17 protein-coding genes are annotated in these 19,722 nt (G+C 61.6%); 7 read left to right on the plus strand and 10 right to left on the minus strand.

What is annotated here, in order from left to right:
- From menB to D3Y59_RS01605, 5 genes are all read right to left on the minus strand, one after another.
- The gene (gene menB / locus D3Y59_RS01585) at positions 1 to 825 is read right to left on the minus strand and encodes a 1,4-dihydroxy-2-naphthoyl-CoA synthase (RefSeq protein ID WP_119443441.1); all 825 of its coding nucleotides are present in this window, start codon (positions 823 to 825) and stop codon (positions 1 to 3) included.
- Between the two features lie 9 nt (positions 826 to 834).
- Positions 835 to 2,676 carry a 2-succinyl-5-enolpyruvyl-6-hydroxy-3-cyclohexene-1-carboxylic-acid synthase gene (menD, locus tag D3Y59_RS01590; protein ID WP_119443442.1) on the minus strand — a complete coding sequence of 614 codons (1,842 nt, stop codon included), beginning with the start codon at positions 2,674 to 2,676 and terminating at the stop codon, positions 835 to 837.
- Positions 2,677 to 2,811: 135 nt separating this feature from the next.
- On the minus strand, positions 2,812 to 3,384 hold the full coding sequence (locus D3Y59_RS01595; RefSeq protein ID WP_119443443.1) for an REP-associated tyrosine transposase: 573 nt from the start codon (positions 3,382 to 3,384) through the stop codon (positions 2,812 to 2,814).
- A gap of 140 nt (positions 3,385 to 3,524) precedes the next feature.
- Positions 3,525 to 4,730: a chorismate-binding protein gene (locus D3Y59_RS01600; RefSeq protein ID WP_240410468.1), complete on the minus strand. Its 1,206-nt coding sequence runs from the start codon at positions 4,728 to 4,730 to the stop codon at positions 3,525 to 3,527.
- Positions 4,727 to 5,173, minus strand: a complete 447-nt coding sequence (locus D3Y59_RS01605; protein WP_119443445.1) for a hotdog fold thioesterase — start codon at positions 5,171 to 5,173, stop codon at positions 4,727 to 4,729. Before D3Y59_RS01605 ends, D3Y59_RS01600 begins: the two co-directional genes overlap by 4 nt.
- An 82-nt stretch (positions 5,174 to 5,255) precedes the next feature.
- Between D3Y59_RS01605 and D3Y59_RS01610 the strand changes: the two genes are divergently transcribed.
- The 5 genes from D3Y59_RS01610 to D3Y59_RS01630 all read left to right on the plus strand — a co-directional run bounded on the left by D3Y59_RS01610 (position 5,256) and on the right by D3Y59_RS01630 (position 10,065).
- Positions 5,256 to 5,870 (plus strand): histidine phosphatase family protein, encoded by a 615-nt coding sequence (locus D3Y59_RS01610; RefSeq protein WP_240410470.1) that lies wholly within the window; start codon positions 5,256 to 5,258, stop codon positions 5,868 to 5,870.
- 81 nt (positions 5,871 to 5,951) lie between these two features.
- Positions 5,952 to 7,775, plus strand: coding sequence for a pyruvate dehydrogenase complex dihydrolipoamide acetyltransferase (locus D3Y59_RS01615; protein WP_119443447.1), 1,824 nt, complete (start codon positions 5,952 to 5,954; stop codon positions 7,773 to 7,775).
- A gap of 114 nt (positions 7,776 to 7,889) precedes the next feature.
- Positions 7,890 to 8,435 carry an ATP-dependent protease subunit HslV gene (hslV, locus tag D3Y59_RS01620; protein WP_205590862.1) on the plus strand — a complete coding sequence of 182 codons (546 nt, stop codon included), beginning with the start codon at positions 7,890 to 7,892 and terminating at the stop codon, positions 8,433 to 8,435.
- A 5-nt stretch (positions 8,436 to 8,440) separates the two neighbouring features.
- On the plus strand, positions 8,441 to 8,944 hold the full coding sequence (locus D3Y59_RS01625; protein WP_119443448.1) for an STM3941 family protein: 504 nt from the start codon (positions 8,441 to 8,443) through the stop codon (positions 8,942 to 8,944).
- A 149-nt stretch (positions 8,945 to 9,093) separates the two neighbouring features.
- Positions 9,094 to 10,065: a deoxyhypusine synthase family protein gene (locus D3Y59_RS01630; RefSeq protein WP_119443449.1), complete on the plus strand. Its 972-nt coding sequence runs from the start codon at positions 9,094 to 9,096 to the stop codon at positions 10,063 to 10,065.
- Positions 10,066 to 10,250: 185 nt separating this feature from the next.
- Here D3Y59_RS01630 and D3Y59_RS01635 read toward each other — a convergent pair whose 3' ends face one another.
- On the minus strand, positions 10,251 to 11,168 hold the full coding sequence (locus D3Y59_RS01635) for a DUF3667 domain-containing protein (protein WP_119443450.1): 918 nt from the start codon (positions 11,166 to 11,168) through the stop codon (positions 10,251 to 10,253).
- A 124-nt stretch (positions 11,169 to 11,292) separates the two neighbouring features.
- Between D3Y59_RS01635 and D3Y59_RS01640 the strand changes: the two genes are divergently transcribed.
- Complete coding sequence (locus tag D3Y59_RS01640; RefSeq protein WP_119443451.1) at positions 11,293 to 12,051, plus strand: OBAP family protein; 759 nt, start codon at positions 11,293 to 11,295, stop codon at positions 12,049 to 12,051.
- Positions 12,052 to 12,256: 205 nt separating this feature from the next.
- On the opposite strand, the gene D3Y59_RS01645 is transcribed toward D3Y59_RS01640, so the two are convergent.
- The 3 genes from D3Y59_RS01645 to D3Y59_RS01655 all read right to left on the minus strand — a co-directional run bounded on the left by D3Y59_RS01645 (position 12,257) and on the right by D3Y59_RS01655 (position 14,079).
- On the minus strand, positions 12,257 to 12,736 hold the full coding sequence (locus D3Y59_RS01645; protein WP_119443452.1) for a hypothetical protein: 480 nt from the start codon (positions 12,734 to 12,736) through the stop codon (positions 12,257 to 12,259).
- Positions 12,737 to 12,942: 206 nt separating this feature from the next.
- Positions 12,943 to 13,479 carry a 2'-5' RNA ligase family protein gene (locus D3Y59_RS01650; protein ID WP_119443453.1) on the minus strand — a complete coding sequence of 179 codons (537 nt, stop codon included), beginning with the start codon at positions 13,477 to 13,479 and terminating at the stop codon, positions 12,943 to 12,945.
- Between the two features lie 9 nt (positions 13,480 to 13,488).
- On the minus strand, positions 13,489 to 14,079 hold the full coding sequence (locus D3Y59_RS01655; protein ID WP_119443454.1) for a DinB family protein: 591 nt from the start codon (positions 14,077 to 14,079) through the stop codon (positions 13,489 to 13,491).
- A gap of 123 nt (positions 14,080 to 14,202) precedes the next feature.
- On the opposite strand from D3Y59_RS01655, the gene D3Y59_RS01660 reads away from it, so the two are divergent.
- Positions 14,203 to 16,392 carry an AsmA family protein gene (locus D3Y59_RS01660; protein ID WP_119443455.1) on the plus strand — a complete coding sequence of 730 codons (2,190 nt, stop codon included), beginning with the start codon at positions 14,203 to 14,205 and terminating at the stop codon, positions 16,390 to 16,392.
- Between the two features lie 114 nt (positions 16,393 to 16,506).
- On the opposite strand, the gene D3Y59_RS01665 is transcribed toward D3Y59_RS01660, so the two are convergent.
- The gene (locus tag D3Y59_RS01665; protein ID WP_119443456.1) at positions 16,507 to 19,263 is read right to left on the minus strand and encodes a S8 family peptidase; all 2,757 of its coding nucleotides are present in this window, start codon (positions 19,261 to 19,263) and stop codon (positions 16,507 to 16,509) included.
- Positions 19,264 to 19,722 lie beyond the last annotated feature (459 nt).

Raw genomic sequence — 19,722 nt, forward strand, 5'->3', positions numbered from 1 at the left:
TTAGGGGAACTTGGGGTACTTCGAGAAGTCGGGCTTGCGCTTCTCCATGAAGGCGTTTTTGCCTTCTTTGGCTTCTTCGGAGAGGTAGTACAGCAAGGTGGCGTTGCCGGCCAGCTCCTGAATACCCGCTTGCCCGTCGAGCTCGGCGTTGAACGACGACTTGAGCATGCGCAGCGCCAGCGGGCTTTTCTCCAGCATCTTGAAGCACCATTCGAGCGTGGTGCTTTCGAGCTGCTCCAGGGGCACTACTTTGTTTACGAGGCCCATGTCGAGGGCTTCCTGGGCGTTGTATTGGTCGCAGAGGTACCAGATTTCGCGGGCTTTTTTCTGGCCCACGATGCGCGCCAGGTACGAAGCGCCAAAACCACCGTCGAACGAGCCTACTTTGGGGCCGGTCTGGCCGAAACGGGCGTTTTCAGCGGCAATGGACAGGTCGCACACCACGTGCAGCACGTGGCCGCCGCCAATGGCCCAACCGGCCACCATGGCCACCACCGGCTTCGGAATGGAGCGGATTTGCTTTTGCAGGTCGAGCACATTCAGGCGCGGAACGGTGTCGTCGCCTACGTAGCCGCCGTGGCCTCGCACGCTCTGGTCGCCGCCCGAGCAGAAGGCTTGGCCGCCTTCGCCGGTGAGGATGATAACACCGATGTCGGTGCGGTTGCGGCAAATGTCCATTGCCTCAATCATTTCCTGCACCGTGAGCGGGGTGAAGGCGTTGTGCACCTGCGGGCGGTTGATGGAGATTTTGGCAATGCCTTGGTAGTAGCTGAACAGGATTTCCTTGAATTCCTTGATCGGCGTCCAGGTAACTTGCTGGGACATAGAAGAAGATTAAGCAGAGAAAGCACGGCGCACGGCCGCACGGTATTGTTCGAAGAAAGCCGCGTTGGTGGCCGAATCGGTGGTGAGTTCGAGCACGGCCGCGTTGCCTTTTTTAGTGGGCGCAAAGAAAACCGGCAACGCCTTATCTAGTTCGGCGAAGGTGCGGGCGGTGTGGTAACCTAGGCCAAAGTCGCGGGCCGTATTTTCGGCCGTGAGCTGCTGGCGCGTCTCAAAAAACTCCTCCAGCTCGGGCTGCTGCCGCGGGCCATCAATCAGCCGAAAAATGCCGCCCGCGTGGTTGTTGATGAGGATGATTTTGAGGTTGGGCGTGGGGTAGTTGTGCCAGAACGCGTTGCGGTCGTAGAAGAACGCCACGTCGCCGGTAAGGAGCACCACCGGGCGCTCGGGGTTGGCGAGGGCGGCACCCACGGCCGTGGAGTTGCAGCCATCGATGCCGCTGGTACCGCGGTTGGCAAACACCTCGATGGCTCGCTCGGCCGGCACACCCAGGATGTTGGCGTAGCGCACGGCCATGCTGTTGGCCAAGTGCAGCGCGGCACGGTCGGGCAGCTGCTGCAAAGCGCGGTAAATAGCCGTAAACTCGTTGAAAGGCTGCTGCGGTTGCTGCATAAACTCCGCCAGGAAGCCGGTAGCCCAGCCGTTGGCGCGCTGCCACGGCGTAGTAAACGCATCTTTGGGTGCCGCGGCTTCGTCGCGGGCCGAGCCGGGGCCTTGCCACGTAAGGCGAGTTGGTTTGCTGCCAGCCATAGCAGTGGCCAATTCGGCTTCGGCAGTCTTGGGTTGATCAGCCAACAGCGCCTCGAAAAAAGCAGCCGGCTCCATGCGGATAATGCGCGTGAGCGAGCGGAACGTGTCGGCCACGGGGCCGGCCTGCTGCACGTGCCAGTGCTGCTGCGGGGCGTAGTCGCGCAGGTAATTTTTGAGCGCCTTCGAGATGAGCGACTGTCCGAAGGTAATGAGCAGCTCAGGGCGCAAGGCTTCCTTTAGTCCTTGCTCCGGCACAGCCATAAATACGTCCTGCCGACCTAGGGGCGCGGTGCGCACGTCGTAATCGGGACCGACCGGTAGGTGCACGTTGGCAATCAGGTCGCCCACCACGGGTATTTGGTAGGCTGCACCTAGGCGGCGCAGCGCCAGCAGCAGGGGTTCGTCGGCGGGGTGTTGGCCGGCCACCACCAGCACGCGCTTGGTTTGGCGCAGCTGCGTACGCAGCACGTCCAACTCGCCTGAGGGAAGTTGCGGCGCACCGGCAACTTCGCCGCTAATCCTTACGGCCTCGTACTTGATTTCTTCGCCCGCGGCCGGGTAAAAAGGCTCCCGCAGGGGCACATTCACTTGCACCGGGCCCTGCGGAAACTCCTGCGCTAGGTTGATGGCTTCGTTTACCAACCGTGTGGCGTGCCATTGTGCATCGCGGTGCGCGAAGTCGACGGGCAACTCAAAGGCCGCCTTGGCGTGGCGCCCGTACAGGTTGGTCTGCCGAATGGTCTGGCCGTCGAGCTGGTCGATCCACTCCGGGGGGCGGTCGGCCGTGAATATTACCAACGGCACCCGCTGAAAGTACGCCTCGGCCACAGCCGGCGCGTAGTTCAGGCCTGCCGTGCCCGAGGTGCATACCAACGCCACCGGCCGCCCTTGCGCCTGGGCCAAACCCAGGCCAACGAATGCGGCGGCGCGCTCATCGGGCACCACCCGCACCCGCAGATCGGGGTGGCGGGCAAAGGCAATGGTAAGCGGCGCCGAGCGCGAACCGGGCGACAACACCACATCGGTGATGCCGTGCTGGGCACAGATCTCGGCGATGTTGTGGATGGGCTGGAGCGTTGACATGGACAACAAAGGTAGTGGCTAAACTGTGGCGCGGAGTGGTACTCCGCGTGGCGCTGCAAGCGCCAATAAAAGATCGTGCAGCACCGGATGGCAGCCTTCCGCTGCCCGCGGAGTGCCACTCCGCGCCACAGTTGTTCACCATTCAGGATTCAGATAAGAAAAGGGCCATTGTTGCCAATCGGCAACCAAGCCCGCTTTTACTGGATTATGGAGAATGTAGCTGATAACGCGCTGCATTTCCTCACCGCTTCGTCGTACGACATGGTCGTAACTTTCGTCTTGCCAGAAAGGACCGGAGCGCGCCAGTAGGGCATTGCAGCGCCGGGCAGTACGGGCTTTCAGGCTTTGTAAAGTGTGCACGAAACCGACTGTTTCATTGGCAATAGTGGCCACGAAGTGCACGTGATTCGGCATGACGCAATAGGCCCAAAGCGTGTAGTCTTTTGGGTGCCGAAAGTGCAGGGCCTCGCCAACTACATTGGCTAGTTGGGGTAGGCGAAGCCAATCAGGCCCCACGGCGGGGGCTTTGCTGTCGAGCCATGTATCTGTTTGTCCGTACGTGGGTTGCTGTCCCGTCTTGCTTTGTTCTGAGCGCCATTGTTCTAGCGCTGCCACTGGCACGGAGCCTGCGAGTCGGAAGGTAACAAACACGGTTTCGTTGGGCGGGAGGATATGCGGTAGGTTGCGCCGATAGTGCGTTAAGGACATAAAAGGGTAGTTAGTGGCGCGGAGTGGTACTCTGCGTGGCGCCAACAGCGCCAATAAAGGCTCTGGTACGTTTGAGTCTGGTACCGAATGGCGGCTTTTGGCCGCCCGCGGAGTACCACTCCGCGCCACAGCTCTGGCTGCTAATCCAGCACCGAGCCTACGGTGCGCAGCTTCAGCTCTGTTTCCTGCCACTCGCGGCTGGGGTCCGATTCGGCCGTGAGGCCCGTGCCGGCGTACAGAATGGCCTCGGTGGGGCGTAACTGCATGCAGCGCAGATTCACGAACAAGCGCGAAATGCCCGGCGTAGGCAGGTTCACCGGACCTAGGAAGCCGCTGTAGTAGGTGCGGTCGTAGCCCTCGTGGCGTTGTAAAAAGCTGAGTGCCGCCTCGCGGGGCATGCCGCCCACGGCCGAGGTGGGGTGCAGCAGGCGCAGCATGTCCGTACCCAGGGTCGGAAAGCGGTTGCGCTTCAGATCGACGCGGAAATCGGTGCGCAGGTGCAGCAAGTTGCCGGCGGCCACGGTGCGCGGTCCGGTTTCGTCGTAGTCGCGCAAGCGCAATTGCTTAAAGCAATTCACGATGTAGCGCGCCACCAGGGCTTGCTCCTCAATATCCTTCTGGCGCCACACGGCCGTTTGAGCCGTCATTTCCTCCGTAATAGGCTGCGTGCCCGCTAAAGCCATGGTGCGGAACTCCGCGCCGTCGATTTCTACCAGAATTTCGGGCGTGGCGCCCAGCCAAGTGCCCGCTTGCGGCGCACTTACCAGCGACACAAACGCCCGAGGGTGCTGGCGGCACAACGCATCGAAAGCACCTAGGGCATCGAAGCCAGTAGGCAGCGGCCGGCGGGCAGCCCGGCTCGATACGACTTTCGTGACTTCGCCCGCCCGAATGGCCGCCACGCCCCGCGCCACCAATGCTTCGTAGGCTTCGCGGTCGGTGGTGTGGGGGAAGGGTTGCGGGCTCACGTGCCACGGCAACTCCTCCGGCGCAGTGGTGTCGTGCAGCACGCGTTGTACGGCAGCGGCCGCTTCGGCCGGCAGGCCATGCGAAAGCGTAAGTTGCTGGCCGGCCGAGAGGTCGAGCACGGCATCGGCGGGCAACAGCAAGGCCTCGGCCGTGTCGCTGTCCTGAAAAGGGTAAAAGGCAAAACCGGCCTGCGCCGAGGGCTCGAGCGAAGGCGGCAAGCCCGATAAGTGCAGAGGGCGCAGGCTGAGCAACAGCACCGGCGCCGTGGCATTGGGCAAGCGCCACAAAGCCACCGAGCCGCCGTGGCGCAAGGCCAGGGCAATCAGCCGCCGCACGGTGGCGTGCGCAACGGTTTCGGCTACCGCGTGGCTGCTCACGATTGCGGCGCTTTAGCGGCCGGCAAGTCAATCACGGCCATGGTAATGCGGCTGATGCACACCAGGGCGTCGGTTTCTTCGTGCCGAATCCGGATTTCCCACACCTGCGTGGAGCGCCCCACATGAATGGCTTCGGCGCGGCCCACCACGTAGCCCGAGCGCACCCCTTTCAGATGGTTGGCGTTGATTTCTAACCCCACGCAAGCCTGCCGCGTACGGTCTACTTGCAGCACTGCCCCAATACTGCCCAGCGTTTCGGCCAAGGCCACCGAGGCGCCGCCGTGGAGCAGCCCCATCGGCTGATGCGTGCGGTGATCCACGGGCATCCGGCCTTCAATCATTCGCTCGCCCACAGCCGTGAGCTCAATGCCCAAGGTTTCGCCCATGGTGTTGCGGCACCACGCGTTGAGTTCGGCAAGGGTAGGGAAGGAGGCAGGCAGCATCGCGTATCAGCAAAAAATGTTCGGCGGCCCGCAAAGCAGTACTTTCGGGCCCTTATTCAACAAAACTACGCCCCGAAACTGCGTGGTCAAGAAAATCTATCTCATTCGCCACGGCCAGACGTACTTCAACGTGCGCGGCATTGTGCAGGGCAGCGGCGTCGATGCTCCCCTCAACGAGCAAGGCGTGGCCCAGGCCGCCCAGTTTTACAACGCCTACCAGCATGTGCCCTTCGATCGGGTGTACATCTCTACGCTGATGCGCACCCGCCAATCGGTGCAGCCCTTCCTGGATGCCGGCCTGCCCCACGAGCAGCACCGCGCCCTCGACGAAATCAGCTGGGGCAACCGCGAGGGCACGCGTATCACGCCCGAAGAAGACATCGAGTACCACGGCATCCTGAAAGCCTGGCAGCGCGGCGAAACGCACCTGTCGTTTGTGGGCGGCGAAAGCCCCGATCAGGTGGCCGCCCGCCAACGCCCCTTTATTGAGGAGGTACTACGCGGCCGCCCCCACGAAGAAACCATTTTGGTGTGCATGCACGGCCGGGCCATGCGCGTGCTGCTGTGCCAGCTGCTCAACTACCCGCTCAGCGCCATGGATTTGTTTGACCACCGCAACCTGTGCTTGTATCAAGTGCATTTCACGGGCTCCATGTTCAGCGTACGCTCGTATATGGATACCCAGCATTTGGGCTGATAACGATTGCATAACTTCTGGTTTGTGCCCGCAAGAAATACGGTCTATTTTTGGCGGCTTGAACCCAACTGACGACTTGAAATGGCCGAAATCATAAAAATGCCCAAGATGAGCGACACGATGACCGAAGGGGTCATTGCGGCGTGGCTCAAAAAGGTGGGCGACAAGGTAAAGTCTGGCGATATCCTGGCTGAGGTAGAAACCGATAAGGCTACCATGGAGCTGGAGAACTACGAAGACGGCACCTTGCTCTATATCGGTCCGAAAGAGAAAGAAGCCGTGCCGGTTGATGGCGTACTCGCCATTGTAGGCAAAGAAGGCGAAGATATTTCTGGCTTGCTTAGCCAAATTGGCGGCAACGGCGGAGCGGCTGCACAGCCTGCCCCGGCACCTGCTCCGGCTCCGGCCGCTGCTCCGGCGCCCGCACCTGCCCCCGCGCCGCAAGCCGCCGCCCCGGCAGCCGCTGCCACCGCTACGGCTAAGCCCGCCGCCGGCAACGGCAAAAAGGCTACAGTGGTGCGCATGCCCAAAATGAGCGACACCATGACCGAGGGCGTAATTGCCTCGTGGCTCAAGAAGGTGGGCGACAAAGTAAAATCGGGCGACATTCTGGCCGAAGTGGAAACCGACAAGGCCACCATGGAGCTGGAGAACTACGAAGACGGCACGCTGCTGTACATCGGCCCGAAGGATGGCGAATCGGTACCAGTCGACGGGGTGCTGGCCATCATCGGCGAAGAAGGTGCCGACGTTGACGCGCTCCTAGGTGGTGGTTCGGGCGGCAGCCAGCAGCAAGGCTTTACGCCTTCAGCCGCCGGCGAAGCCGAGCAGGACGACGTTCGCGCCAACTCGGAACTGGAGGAAGCCAAAACCGACCGCGACATCCAGGCCCGCGCCGAGGCTACTGGCCAATCGTCGGGTGGTGCTGCCGTGCCGGCTGGCTCGCAAGGCCAAGCAACCTCGCAGGGCACGCCCCAGGGTGGCCGCTTGTTCGTGTCGCCGCTGGCCAAGCGCATTGCGCAGGAGAAAGGCATCGACCTTAGCACTGTGAAGGGCTCGGGCGAAAACGGCCGCATCGTTTCGCGCGACCTCGAGAACGTGCAGCCCGGCGCGCAGCCTCAGGCTGCTCCGGCTCCGCAAGCCGTTGCCGCCCCGGCCCCCGCTGCGCAAGCGGCTCCGGCCCCGGCTGCTGCACCTGCGCCGGCGGCTCCCGCCGCTGCCGAAGGCACCTACACCGAAACGCAGGTGTCGCAGATGCGCAAGGTTATTGCCCGCCGCCTTGCCGAAAGCAAGTTCTCGGCGCCGCACTTCTACCTCACGATGGAAATTTCGATGGACAAAGCCATCGAAGCCCGTCAGCGCCTCAACGAACTGTCGCCGGTGAAGCTGTCGTTCAACGACATGGTTATCAAGGCTTCGGCTGTAGCCCTGAAGCAGCACCCGACCATCAACTCGTCGTGGCTCGGCGACAAGATTCGCCAGAACAAGGTGTACAACATTGGGGTGGCCGTAGCCGTGGAAGAAGGCCTGTTGGTGCCTGTAATCCGCAACGCTGATCAGAAAGGCCTCTCGCAAATTGCCGCTGAGGTGAAAGACCTGGCCGGCAAAGCCAAGAGCAAAAAGCTGCAGCCCTCGGAGTGGGAAGGCAACACCTTCACCATCTCGAACCTAGGCATGTTTGGCATCGAGGAGTTCACGGCCATCATCAATCCGCCCGATGCGTGCATTCTGGCCGTGGGTGGCATCAAACAAACGCCGGTGGTAAAAGATGGTCAGATCGTGGTGGGCAACATCATGAAAGTGACCCTCTCGTGCGACCACCGCGTGGTTGACGGTGCCAGCGGCGCCGCCTTCCTGCAGACGCTGAAAAGCCTGCTGGAAGACCCCATGCGCATGCTGATTTGATTGAATGGACAATGAGCGATGAGCAATGAGCAATGGTCGTGCGGCCAAGCTCATTGCTCATCGCCGTTTGATTCAGGTCAATTGTTCATTGCTCATTGTTAATTGATCATTGAAATGAGAATTCGCTCAACTACCGTCCTAGGTGTTCGGCACAACGGCGAAATAGCCGTGGGGGCCGATGGCCAGGCCACCATGGATAAGCACGTAGCCAAGAACAACGTCCGCAAGATTCGGCAACTGCACGGCGGCAAAGTCGTGACGGGGTTTGCCGGCTCTACGGCCGATGCCTTTACGCTGCTGGAACGCTTTGAGGAGAAGCTGGGCCAATTCGGCCAGAACCTAAAGCGCGCGGCCATTGAGCTAGCCAAGGACTGGCGCAAGGATCAATACCTGCGCAAGCTGGAGGCCATGATGGTGGTGGCCGACAAAGACGAGCTGCTGATTGTAGCCGGCACTGGCGACGTACTGGAACCCGACTCCGACGTGGCCGCCATAGGCTCGGGCGCCATGTTTGCGCAGGCTGCTGCGCTGGCCCTCAAAAAGCACGCGCCGCACCTCACGGCCCGCCAGATGGTAGAAGAAGCCCTGCACATTGCGGCCGATATCTGCATCTACACCAACCACAACATCATCATCGAAGAGCCAAGCCAAACGGCCTAACGCTCATGACTGAGGACCTGATTTACTACAACTCGCGCTGGCGCCACGCGCTGCTCACGTTTGGTGGGCTTGCGTTTGTGGCCATGGGGGTTTGGTTGCTAGTAAAAACAGATAAATGGGGGTTGGGATTGGTCAGCATCCTGTTTTTTGGCGCGTGCGCGGCCGTTGGCATCTGGCAAATGGTCGATACGCGTCCGAGGCTGCGGATCACGGATGAAGGCATCCTGGATAGAACGCTGGGAGTAGGCCTCATCCGTTGGACCGACATTGCTGACGCTTATGTAAATGCCGTTAACCGTGAGCATTTCATCTGCCTGCACCTGCACAACGAGGAGGAATACGTTGGTCGGTTGTCGCCCTTGCGGCGTAAACTGGCAAACGCCAACCATGCGCTTGGCTTTACCACCATCTCCATAAACCTGAGCGGCGTAGACATTAACCCGGAGCAGCTCTTGGAGTACATCCTAAAGCAAAGCGCCGCGGCCCAGTTGCAGCGCCCCTTAACTTAAACCACTGCCCGTATCGGGTTTCTTTTGTTAGCAACCTAGGGGCAATAGCACGCAGTTCAGAATCGTCGATGTTGCGTATACCCGTTGAACGATTCCGGGCTTCATTTTGATTGTACACCGCACACCCTCTACTACCGAACTCTGACTCGATGAACGTAACCAACTTCCTCAAGCACCACTACCGCCACTTCAACGCTGCTGCCCTGATCGACGCAGCCGAAGGCTACAACAAGCACCTCGCCGAAGGTGGCAAGATGATGATTACCCTGGCCGGTGCCATGAGCACCGCCGAGATGGGCATTCAGCTGGCCGAACTCATTCGCCAGGATAAAGTGCATATCATCAGCTGCACGGGTGCCAACCTCGAGGAGGACATCTTTAACCTAGTAGCGCACGATTTCTACGAGCGTGTGCCCAACTACCGCGACCTTACGCCGGCCGACGAGCAAGCCCTGCTCGACCGCCACATGAACCGCGTAACGGATACTTGCATTCCGGAAGAGGAAGCCATGCGCCGCCTCGAGCACTCGGTGCTGAAGTTCTGGGAGAAGGCCGACAAAGCCGGCGAGCGGTACTTCCCGCACGAGTTCTTCTACCAAATCTTGAAGTCGGGCGAGCTGGAGCAGCACTACCAGATCGACCCCAAAGACTCGTGGATGCTGGCCGCTGCCGAGAAAAATCTGCCCATCATCTGCCCGGGCTGGGAAGACTCGACCCTAGGTAACATCTTCGCCGGTCACGTAATCTCGGGCGACATCAAGAACGTGCACACCGTACGCACCGGCATCGAGTACATGATGTACCTGGCCGAGTGGTACACCAAAAACGCGCAAGAGGAAAGTACCGTGGGCTTCTTCCAGATTGGCGGCGGCATTGCCGGCGACTTCCCGATTTGCGTGGTGCCGATGCTGCACCAGGACTTGCAGCGCACCGGCGTGCCGCTGTGGGGCTACTTCGCCCAAATCTCCGACTCGACCACCTCGTACGGCTCGTACTCGGGTGCCGTACCGAACGAAAAAATCACCTGGGGTAAGCTGGGCCAAGATACCCCGAAGTTCATCATCGAATCGGACGCTACCATTGTGGCGCCGCTGATCTTCGCGATGGTGTTGGGTCAGTAATTGGCTTAACTAGCAATAAAAAGCCCGCTGCGGAAGCTTCCGCAGCGGGCTTTTTTGTGGTGCTACTGTGATGACAGGATTCTGATAGGACAAGCAATTCACAAGACCTAGCTGACACAGAAGTTAGGATTCACAAACCATTGGTTTAAATCAGCTGCCCTACCAAGATAGGATGGCCTTAAAGCCTATCGAACCGGTGCCGCTTGCCCGGAGCGTGGTTTGGGAGCCGTTTTCTGCCGGAAGTCTTCGAGCAGGCTGGGGTCTTGGCGAATGAGCGAGAACATGATGGCTATTTGCACTAATATCAGGCTCACCACTAGCACCACGGTTTGCAGCACCACGGTGCCAATGCTGCGCACCCATTTATCCTCCGCAGGCATGCGGGCTGGCTCGAGCAGTTGGCGGAACACCCACGCAGAATAAGCCATGTAGGGCAACATGGTAAGCATCATCCAGGGCTGCAGCGCCGGAAAATAGCGTATCAGCAGCAGCAGCGGAATCATAAACACGGTAGAGATGATGGTGGTGGTGCCGGATACGAATGCCTGGCATAGCAGCATCTCTGCAAAGTTGAATTTTGAAGGCCGCAGCAGCCATACGGCCAGCGCCGCGTTGGCGGGCAGAATGATCAAGTAAATCAGCGTGGGGTACTTGGCATAGAGCTGCATGTAGCGCTCCATTATGAGTTGTATCAGCCGCGGCATTTCGGCTTGTTGGGCAGCTGGTACGGGGTTTATGCCCACTGCCGAGAGCAGCAGCATGCTCACGGCGGTAATCAGTAGCAAATAGGTGATGGGCCGGAAGTGCTGGGCCCGCCGGCCGGCCATGTACTCGTGCAGGGTGGCGCCGGGCCGCGTTAGCATCTGGCGTAGGGTGTAGCCAACGCCCTTGTCGACGTGCCAGATGGAGTGCGGCAGATCGTGAAACAGCAGCGAGCGGAGCGTAAAGCGGTGCGCGTGGTGGGCGTCTTGCCCGCAGTGCGCGCAGTACCGGTCGGCAAGCGCGGTGCCGCAATTCAGGCAAGCTGCATGGTGGGGCGGCGCCTCGGCGGGCGCAACGGCCGTGTGGTTGGGCGCAGCGGACAGGGTAGTGGTTGTGTGCATGCGGAAAGGTGCAGGGCTTAAGCATTGAATAATAGAAAATTACCCGAGACTTAAAAGCCTCGCCTAACGCGCGCCTAGGTGGTACGTAAGCAAATGAGCGTAACCACCCACAAGAGCGTGCTATATGAAAATAGTTATCCGCTGCTGCCGGGCCGTTGTGGCCGGCTTGCCGTTGCTGCTGACAGCCTGCGGCGACCAAAACACGAAGTCGCCGGTGCAAGCGCCCGGCGCCGAAAAATCGGTGAAAACCAAGGTGCTGGAGGCCGGCGCCGATGTGCTGCAAGGCAAGGCCCCGCTGCGCCAGCTCGACATGTACCTCGACGGCTTTCACTTTTACAGCGGCCGCATGAACGAGCAAATGGAGGCGCACCACTTCTGCCAAAAGCTTAACGAAGACGTAACGCAGTGCGTGATTTACGACGGTAACGGAGCAGGCGCAAAAATCATGGGCATCGAGTACATCGTGTCGCGGAGGTTGTTTGAGAAGCTGCCCACCGAAGAGAAAAAACTTTGGCACAGCCACAGCTACGAGGTGAAATCGGGCACGCTGGTGGCGCCGGGCATCCCCGCCGTGGCCGAGCACGAGCTGATGGAGCAAATCGTGAGCACTTACGGCAAAACCCTGCACACCTGGCACACCGATAAAGACAAGGAACTGCCCTACGGCGGCCCGCAGCTGATGATGGGTTTTACGAAGGATGGCCAGGCCGATACCGCCATGATTGGCCGCCGCGACCGGCGCCTAGGGGTTTCGAGCCAGGAAAACCGCCAACGGCGCGCCGACATACAAGCCCCGCCCGTGCTGCCCGGCGCCGATGCCTGGGAGAAAGGGGAGGTGCGGCAGTTCGGCATCAGCAACCAAGCCGGCAGCCACAACCACTAAGTAAAGAACGAAGCTCCCCTCCTCAGCTGAGGAGGGGACGCGGCGGTTTACCGCCGCTGGGGTGGTTGACAATCGTTGCTGACGCCCGCACCATCCGCCTGCCAGGCCTGCCACCCGCCCCACCTGCTTAAACCACCTAGGGCCCAAAGTACAAGCGCCTGCCCCAGCAATGGGGCAGGCGCTTGGTGTTGTAACCGACCTAGGGTTAGAAGCGGAACAGCGGTCGGGCCGGGTTCCAGATGCCCCACGGAATCATGAGCAGCACCAGCAGCAACGCAATGCCGAAGTAAATGGCGGCGCGGCGGTGCTTGGTTACGTCGTCGGCGGGCTTTTTGGAAAGCGAGCGGCCGATTTGGGCAAACACCACAGCCAAAATCATGGTGGTGATGTGCTCGACGCCCCAGAAACGGGCGGCGGGGTCTTTCATTACGGCGCCCATGCCGCCGGCGGCCTCCATGCCCTTCACGCCGAAGGGGCTCAGGGCAAAGTACAGAATCAGGCCCAGCAGTAGCTGTAGGTGCATCGAGCCGATAAAGGCAGCGCCCATGCCGTTGTCGGCGCCGGTGTAAGGTTTGCGGCCGAGCCAGCCCGACAGGGCACGGAACAGCGCTATCAAACCAAAAATCAGCACAAGCCAGCGCGACCAAGAGTGCAGCAGCAGTACGATGGAGTAGGCAGAGGTCATAGATAGCAAATTGGTGAGGCGGTAAAGGTAAGGAGGGTATTTGGTACTGGGTAGTTGGTATTGGGGAGATTGTATTGAGTACTGAGTACTCAGTATTTAGTACCGAGCAGTGGGTTGTGAGCACAGAAAAAAGGACAAACAAGGCCGCCTGAAACCTGCGCCCTAGGTCGGCCATAGACAGCTAACAGCTGACTGGCAACCGGCAACTAGCCTTCCAGCGGATACACTTCTTCCGGGATAAAAAGGTCGCCTTCTTGCCGCAAAATGGCGAGGTTGCTGATGCGTAGCTTGAGGTTGTAGGTTTGCTCGTTGAGGTACTGCAGCACGGGGCCTAGCAGCTCGGGCGTGGTATCGTGAAGGGCCAGCGAAATGTGGGGCAGCCACAGCTCGGGCGTGCTGAACTTGTCGGTGCGCAGGCACAGCGGCGCGGTGGCGCCCAGCAGGCGGGTGTGCAGGCGGTTGAGCTCCTCGGAGCGCAGCACCGGAATGTAGATAACCGGATTGGGCCCCGGAAACAGCCCCAGGCCCGTGGTGAAAGCCTCGAACGGGGCCGTGGTAGCGGCCACGTCCTCCAGCACGGCTTTCAGCGACTCGTGCTTGCTTACGCCGGCCAGCAGGTAGGTAATGTGCGGGTCGGGGGTGTCCTGCACGTCGTCGAGGCCGAACTCATCTTCCAGGCTCTGAATGATGCCGTTGATTAGCGAGGCGTTCTGCGGATTCAGCAGGGAAGTAATTGCTAGCATATGCCGGGCTTAAACTGCCGAAGGGCGCTGAAGGTTAAGGCCGGGATTGGCTTGTTGGCGCATTTGGGCGTTAAACTGCTCGCTTTGCCCGCGCGGAATGCTGAGGGTGTGCCACTCCTCGCCCCGGATTTGCTTGGCCAGCTGCACCAGCTGGCCGGTGTGGTAGGCGTAGTGGGTTATTTGCCGCTGCAAGGCACCTAGGGCGGTGTAGGGCTCTTGCCTGATGTACACGGTGCGCAGCCAATCGGCGGGGTGCTGCTCCAGGTGGTCGAGCACGGCCCACAACACCGGCCAGGCTTGCTGCCACTGCTGCTGCAAGTGCGCTACGGCCTGGGCCGACGTGGGCTCCTCAAACTCCTGGCCGCGGTGGCGGTCGGGCTTTTCGCCGTCGGCGGTCCAGAAATCGGTAAAGCGCGAGCGAAGGTTGCCCACGAGGTGCTGCACCAGCACGGCCGCGCTGTTCGACTCGGGCCCCGGGCGCCACAGCCACTGCTCGGGCGTAAGCTGCGCCAAAGCCTTATCGGCAAGTGCCTTGTACGACTGAAAGCTGTGGCGAACGGTGGCCAACAGGCCGGCCGCCAGCGCATCGGGAGCTGACATAAGCAATTGCAGTGGGGTGAGGGATAACGGCGCTAAGGTATACGGCCGCCGGGCAACGCCGCCCAACATCGGCCGCCGCCGCGGGTTTTTCGTTTACGCACTGCTCAACCGCTCCAAACGCCCATGCCAAAAGCGCCTGCCAACCACGCCCACACGGCGGCCAATGCCCAGCCGCGCCGCTTGCGGCGTTGGCTGTGGTGGGTAGGGGGCGTGCTGCTGCTGCTGCTAGGGCTGGTGGCCATCGGCCTGAACATGCTCGACCCTTGGCTGCGCCGGACGCTGCAAGAGCAAGTAGCCCGCAAAACCAACGGCCAGTACGAGCTGCGCATCGGGGCCCTGCGCACCAACTTGCGCCAAGGTTCGCTTACGCTGCGCAACGTGTGGGTGCGGCCCGCGGGCTGGCCAAACCATCAACCAAAAGCCGGGCAGCCAGCGCCTTGGCTGCTGCTCACCGTCGACCACGCCCGGGTGGGCGGCGTAAGCCTGGGCGCTTTGCTGAAGGGCGAACTGGTGGCCGTGGATACAGTGCTGATCGAAACCGTGCGGGCGCGGGTGCTTGGCACGCCCACCAACCCCGGCGGCAGCCAGCCCCTGCACGAGCAGTTGCCCAAGCGCGTGCCGGGCATCCGTATCGGGCTGTTTACGCTGCGCGATGTGCGCGTAGCTTCGGGGCAGCGCGGGCAGGAGCGCACCCAACTGCGGCAGGGCAACTTGGTGGCGCAGGATATCCTGATTAGCCGCGGCGGGGCTTCCGATACAACCCGCCTCGGTTACGCTGCGGCTTTTGAGCTGACGGCTAACGGCATGGCAATAAAAGCACCCGGGCACTACGTGCGCCTAGGTGCAGCGCGCTTCAGCAGCAGGCAGCGGGAGCTTCAGCTCGATTCGTTGCGGGTGGTGCCCGTGGCCGATAAGCAAGCAAAGCCGGGCAGCACGCAAGCCAATTTGTGGCTGCCAAAGGTGCGGCTGAGCGGGCTGCAGCCTAAGCTGTTGCCGCGCCGCGTGCTGCAAGCCGGTACGCTGCGCCTGGTGGCGATGCGCTTGCACTTGGCCGCCCCCGCTACGCCGCCCCCGCCGCTCCACAAAATGCTGGCGCCCTACCTGCGGCGGGTGCAGCTGGGCCATGTGCACCTAGGGCAAAGCCGGCTGCGCATCACGCGGGTATCGATGCAGCCCGAAGTGCGCGACTTGAATATCGTGGGCACCAACATCCGCATCGATTCGGTGGCGGCGCAGGATGCCCAGCGGGTGCTGTACGCCCGCAACTGGCAAGTGCGCACCGGCCGGGCCCAGCTCCGCCTCGATGCCCCTTACTACCGCCTCAGCACCGAGCACCTAGGGCTGAGTACCCGCGAGCGGCAACTGCGCATCACCGGCTTGCTTGTTCAGCCCACCATGGAACCCGACGCCATGGCCCGTCGCAAAGGCCACCAGGCTTCGCACCTCACGTTTCGGTTGCCCGAGTTGCGCGTGCGGGGCTTCGATTTTGGGGCCCTCGCGCGGCACAAAGCCGTGCTGATGCAGGAACTGGAGCTGCGCAACCCCCGCATGCACATCATCAGCAACTCCAAATACCCCATCAACCCCAACTTGTCGGTGGTAACGCCCGAGAACGTGGGCAAGCTGCCATTCCGGTTGGATGTGCGTACGCTGCGGGTGCGCAGCTTCGATATGCGCTTCACCTTCACGGGCAAGCGGGCGTTGCGGCCGGGGCATTTTACTATTACCCGCCTGAGCGGCGTGGGTACCAACATCAGCAACGACCCCAAACGCATGCGTGCCAGCAGCCCCGCCGTGCTGCAGGCCACGGCCTACCTAGGGGGCAAATGCCGCATGCAAGCCAAGGCCTGGCTGCCGCTGCTCGATGCCAACGGCACGCACCGCGTGGAGGGCACCTTTGCCCCGGCGGCGTTTGCGTTGCTGAACCCCGTAACCGAGCCCACCCGCTTTGCGCGCTTCGAGCGGGGGCAGTTGCACAGCCTGCGAGCCAAGTTGCTGGTAAACCGCCGCGAGGTAACCGGCACCATGTGGGCCCACTACTCCAACCTGAAGGTGGATTTGCTAAGCCGCCGCGGCGGCGGCCCCGATCGGCAGAAGCTGCTTACTAAAGTGGTATCGAAGGCGAGCAACGTGCTGGTGGTGCGCGACGACAACCCGCGCGGCAAAGGCAAGCCCCTGGAGCCCGGCAAAATTCGCTCCGACCGCAACTTGCACTACGGCGTGTTTTCGGTGTGGCTGCAGGGCCTCAATAGCGGCTTGCTCAACAGCGTAGGCGTGCCCAGCAAAATGGCCGAGGAGATTAGCGAAATGTAGCGTGGCTCGGCCCTAGGTGCCAAGCAGCTCAGCGGCTGGCAGCACCTAGGGGCAGAAAAAGCAAAGGCCCGGAACACGCGTTCCGGGCCTTTGGCTGGTTTGCAGTGGCGGCGCTTAGCGCGTCAACACAAGGCGGCCGCTCTGGGTTTTGGCGCCCGTCGAGAGCTTGTAGAGGTACGTGCCGGCGGGCAGCTTAGCCCCATCGAAGGTGTGCTGATGGAAGCCAGCGCCCTGCTGGGCATTCACCACGGTTTCCACTTTGCGGCCCATCACGTCGTACACCTCCAGGCGTACGGGGGCGGCTTCGGCCAGCTGGTACGTGAACACCGTGCGCTGCGCAAAGGGGTTGGGAGCAGCGTACACCGGGGCATCAACGGCCGGAACGGTTTCGGTGGTGGCGCGGCTAGCCGTGGCCGAGGCGGTGCTGGCGGCGGCATCGGCGGGGGCAGCGTTCCACTGATCGTGGGTGCGCGTCACGATTACGGCAAAATCGGCCCGCTTCACTTTCTGCTGCGGCTTAAAGGTGGCGTGCAGCGTGGGTTGCAAATCGTAGGGGCCTTGCATCACGCTGTAGTAGGCGTTGATGATGTTCATGTCGAGCGCGACTTGCACGTAGCCCTCGAGCCCGGCCGGGATTTGCGCGGCGTCATCAATGGCAATGCGCTGGCCGTTAACCTCAACGGTTACGGGGCCGGTGGCCTGCTGCGCCTTGTTTTGCAAACCTAGGCTTTGCACCAGCGAGTAGGCCAGGCTAGCCCGCGTAACGGTGGCGTTCGGCGCAAACACACCCTGCGACACCGGCAGCATCACGCCGTTCTGCACGTGGTTACGGTCGCGTAGGGCGGCACCACGCGCCGTTACCGATTCGGCCAGCAGCGCCTGCACGCCCGATACGTCGCCGAACGAGTTGGCACCGCTCACGGGCAGGTATTGGCGCACGGCCTGGCCCATCAGCAGGTAGTCGGCCAGCTGAATGCGGCTCAGGTCTTGCTCGGGCTTAAAGCCGTTGCTCAGGCCGTCCATCAGGCGTTTGCTGACGGCCAGCTGAATTGAGGCCTCGGCCGGGTGCCCCGCGGCGTCGGAAAGGCCCGTCGAACCTAGGGCTTTGTTCAGGGCAATGGAGCCCGACACCGTTTCGGGCAGCGCGGCGCCCTGCAGGCCTTCGAGGCGCACCGTCCAGGTGCCGGCTTCGGGGCTGGCCACGGCCACGGCGCGGCCGGGGCTGGTAGCAAACAGCACCGAAATGCCCGAGGCGTAGCGCTTGCCCGAAGGCGAGAGCAGCACCAGGTTTACGGGGTTGCCGGTTTCGCCCAGCAGGCCGGTTACTTTGCAGCTGGCTTCCAGCGACGAGGTGCCGGCCGGTACCGCAAACGTTTGGCTGTTGCTGGCCGTGGTGGCCGGGTTAAAGTTGATGGTGAACGGCGAGCTGGTTACGGCCGAGTTTACGTTGCTGTTGAACGTGCGCTTGGCGTTTACCGAAGGGCCGTAGCCGGCAGCGCGGAAAGCGCGGTCGACGGCGGCGTAGGCATTGGCCATGCCATGGCCAATTTCCCACGACTCGCGGTTGGGCAGGTTGGTAGCGGTTTGCTCCAGAATGCTTTTTACCTCGGCCGGCGTCAGGTTGGGGTTGGCGTCCAGCATCAGGGCCACAATGCCGGCCACGTGCGGCGCCGACATGGAGGTACCCGTGAGGTGCGTGTAGAAGGGCACGTGCGCAGGCTCCAGGTTTTCAACGTCCTGCTGGGTGCTCAGCACGCCAATCGGCGACACAGCACGCGTCGAGATGATGTCGGTGCCGGGGGCCGTTACGGTCGGCTCGTCGCGCCACGGCAGGGTTTGCCCGTCGATGGTTACCGTGCCGCCCACGCCCTTGCGGCCGCGCGACGACGAAGGAGCCAGCACGCCGGCTTTGTCGGAGTTGGCCACCGTAATTACCCACGGCGCCTTTTTGTAGTTGCCGGTAATGGTGCCCGAGCCCGCGCCCGAGTTACCTGCCGAAAATACTACCACAATGTTGCGGTCGACGCAGCGCTTGGTGGCAATGGTAATGGGGTCGTTCGGGTTCGGCTCGGTGGCAATGTCGGAGGTGGTGCCGAACGAGTTGGTGATAACCCGGATGTTGTACTGGAATTGATTTACCAGCGCGTAGTCGAAGGCGCCCACCACATCCAGAATAAACAAGCCAGCGCCCGTGCCGTAGCCGATGAGGTCGGCGCCGGGGGCTACGCCGGCGTGCTTGCCGTTGGAGGCCGCACCCGTTGCGCCCACAATACCGGCTACGTGCGTGCCGTGGCCGCCGGTTTGGTCGGTGTTGGGTATGTTTTCGAGGTAGGTAATGGGCAGCAGCGCATTTTGGGCTTTCAGGTTGGTGGTGCCCAGTACGTTCTGCTTCAGGTTTTTACCTAGGGTGTGGTCGGGGTGCGTGCCGTCGATGCCTGAGTCGTTTACTACCACCCCAATGCCCTTGCCCGACACCGGCAGGCCGCCGTTGCGCTGCGTAAACAAGGGCTCGAGGCGCGCGCGCTGCGCACCCGTTAGGGCAGTGGCGCCGTCGTTGTCGCGCACCAGCGAACGGTTCAGGTAGATGGACACCACGTTGGGGTCCTGGGCAAGGCGGTTAATTTGGGCGGTGGTAGCCAGCACGCCCGCCACCGGCAAGGCCCGCATGGTTACGCCCTGTACAATGCCCAGCTGCTGCAGGGCCAGTTTGTTGGCTAGGGTAGGGGCGGTATTGCCTTTAAAAGTTACCACCACCTGATGCAAATCGAGGGGGTTGGTAAGCAGGGGTTGCAGGTGCGTGTCGAGGTAGGCTTGAGCGAAGGCCCCGGTGCTGCCCATCCAGAGCAACACACCGAGTAAAGTTTTTTTCATAGGGAAAGCGGTAAGAGTTGGTTGTGCGCAGATGTACGCACGTGCCTACCACCGCGGTTTTAGCTCGACAGAAAAATTTTTAACAAAATCGCAGCTTAACGGTTACCGGGTTTTGTAAATGCCAATAAAGGCCTTCCTATTTTGCTGATTGTGCAAGATTAAAGTATTGCATGCTGCCGGGTTTTTGTTTGCTTTTCAAACAGAGAGTCATGCTATTACGAGCAGCCGAATTTGGCTTTCGGCAAGGGTTTGCCGGCCGGGTAAGGGGGCTGACCAGGGCCCGCGGGCAGCACCCTGTCGTCGCCAAAAAAGTTTGACCTAGGCTTGCCCGGCCCTGGCACCAAGTGCTACCCGCCGCCGCGGGCGGCACCAAACCCCGAGCCAACGGGTTGTGAGGTGCCGGCAACCCACGCCCCGGCCGCGCACCTAGGGCGCGGTCAATGTCGGGGTTGTTGCGTA

This window comes from Hymenobacter oligotrophus, assembly GCF_003574965.1.
In the GTDB taxonomy this organism is placed as follows: Bacteria; Bacteroidota; Bacteroidia; order Cytophagales; family Hymenobacteraceae; genus Solirubrum; species Solirubrum oligotrophum.

What these genes read in the sequence shown, in the direction of transcription:
- hslV (WP_205590862.1), top strand. Translation starts at nt 7,890, where the DNA reads ATGAGAATTCGCTCAACTACCGTCCTAGGTGTTCGGCACAACGGCGAA.
- D3Y59_RS01605 (WP_119443445.1), bottom strand. Translation starts at nt 5,173, where the DNA reads ATGCTGCCTGCCTCCTTCCCTACCCTTGCCGAACTCAACGCGTGGTGC.
- D3Y59_RS01660 (WP_119443455.1), top strand. Translation starts at nt 14,203, where the DNA reads ATGCCAAAAGCGCCTGCCAACCACGCCCACACGGCGGCCAATGCCCAG.
- D3Y59_RS01665 (WP_119443456.1), bottom strand. Translation starts at nt 19,263, where the DNA reads ATGAAAAAAACTTTACTCGGTGTGTTGCTCTGGATGGGCAGCACCGGG.
- D3Y59_RS01650 (WP_119443453.1), bottom strand. Translation starts at nt 13,479, where the DNA reads ATGCTAGCAATTACTTCCCTGCTGAATCCGCAGAACGCCTCGCTAATC.
- D3Y59_RS01630 (WP_119443449.1), top strand. Translation starts at nt 9,094, where the DNA reads ATGAACGTAACCAACTTCCTCAAGCACCACTACCGCCACTTCAACGCT.
- menD (WP_119443442.1), bottom strand. Translation starts at nt 2,676, where the DNA reads ATGTCAACGCTCCAGCCCATCCACAACATCGCCGAGATCTGTGCCCAG.
- D3Y59_RS01645 (WP_119443452.1), bottom strand. Translation starts at nt 12,736, where the DNA reads ATGACCTCTGCCTACTCCATCGTACTGCTGCTGCACTCTTGGTCGCGC.
- D3Y59_RS01595 (WP_119443443.1), bottom strand. Translation starts at nt 3,384, where the DNA reads ATGTCCTTAACGCACTATCGGCGCAACCTACCGCATATCCTCCCGCCC.
- menB (WP_119443441.1), bottom strand. Translation starts at nt 825, where the DNA reads ATGTCCCAGCAAGTTACCTGGACGCCGATCAAGGAATTCAAGGAAATC.
- D3Y59_RS01640 (WP_119443451.1), top strand. Translation starts at nt 11,293, where the DNA reads ATGAAAATAGTTATCCGCTGCTGCCGGGCCGTTGTGGCCGGCTTGCCG.
- D3Y59_RS01615 (WP_119443447.1), top strand. Translation starts at nt 5,952, where the DNA reads ATGGCCGAAATCATAAAAATGCCCAAGATGAGCGACACGATGACCGAA.
- D3Y59_RS01625 (WP_119443448.1), top strand. Translation starts at nt 8,441, where the DNA reads ATGACTGAGGACCTGATTTACTACAACTCGCGCTGGCGCCACGCGCTG.
- D3Y59_RS01635 (WP_119443450.1), bottom strand. Translation starts at nt 11,168, where the DNA reads ATGCACACAACCACTACCCTGTCCGCTGCGCCCAACCACACGGCCGTT.
- D3Y59_RS01655 (WP_119443454.1), bottom strand. Translation starts at nt 14,079, where the DNA reads ATGTCAGCTCCCGATGCGCTGGCGGCCGGCCTGTTGGCCACCGTTCGC.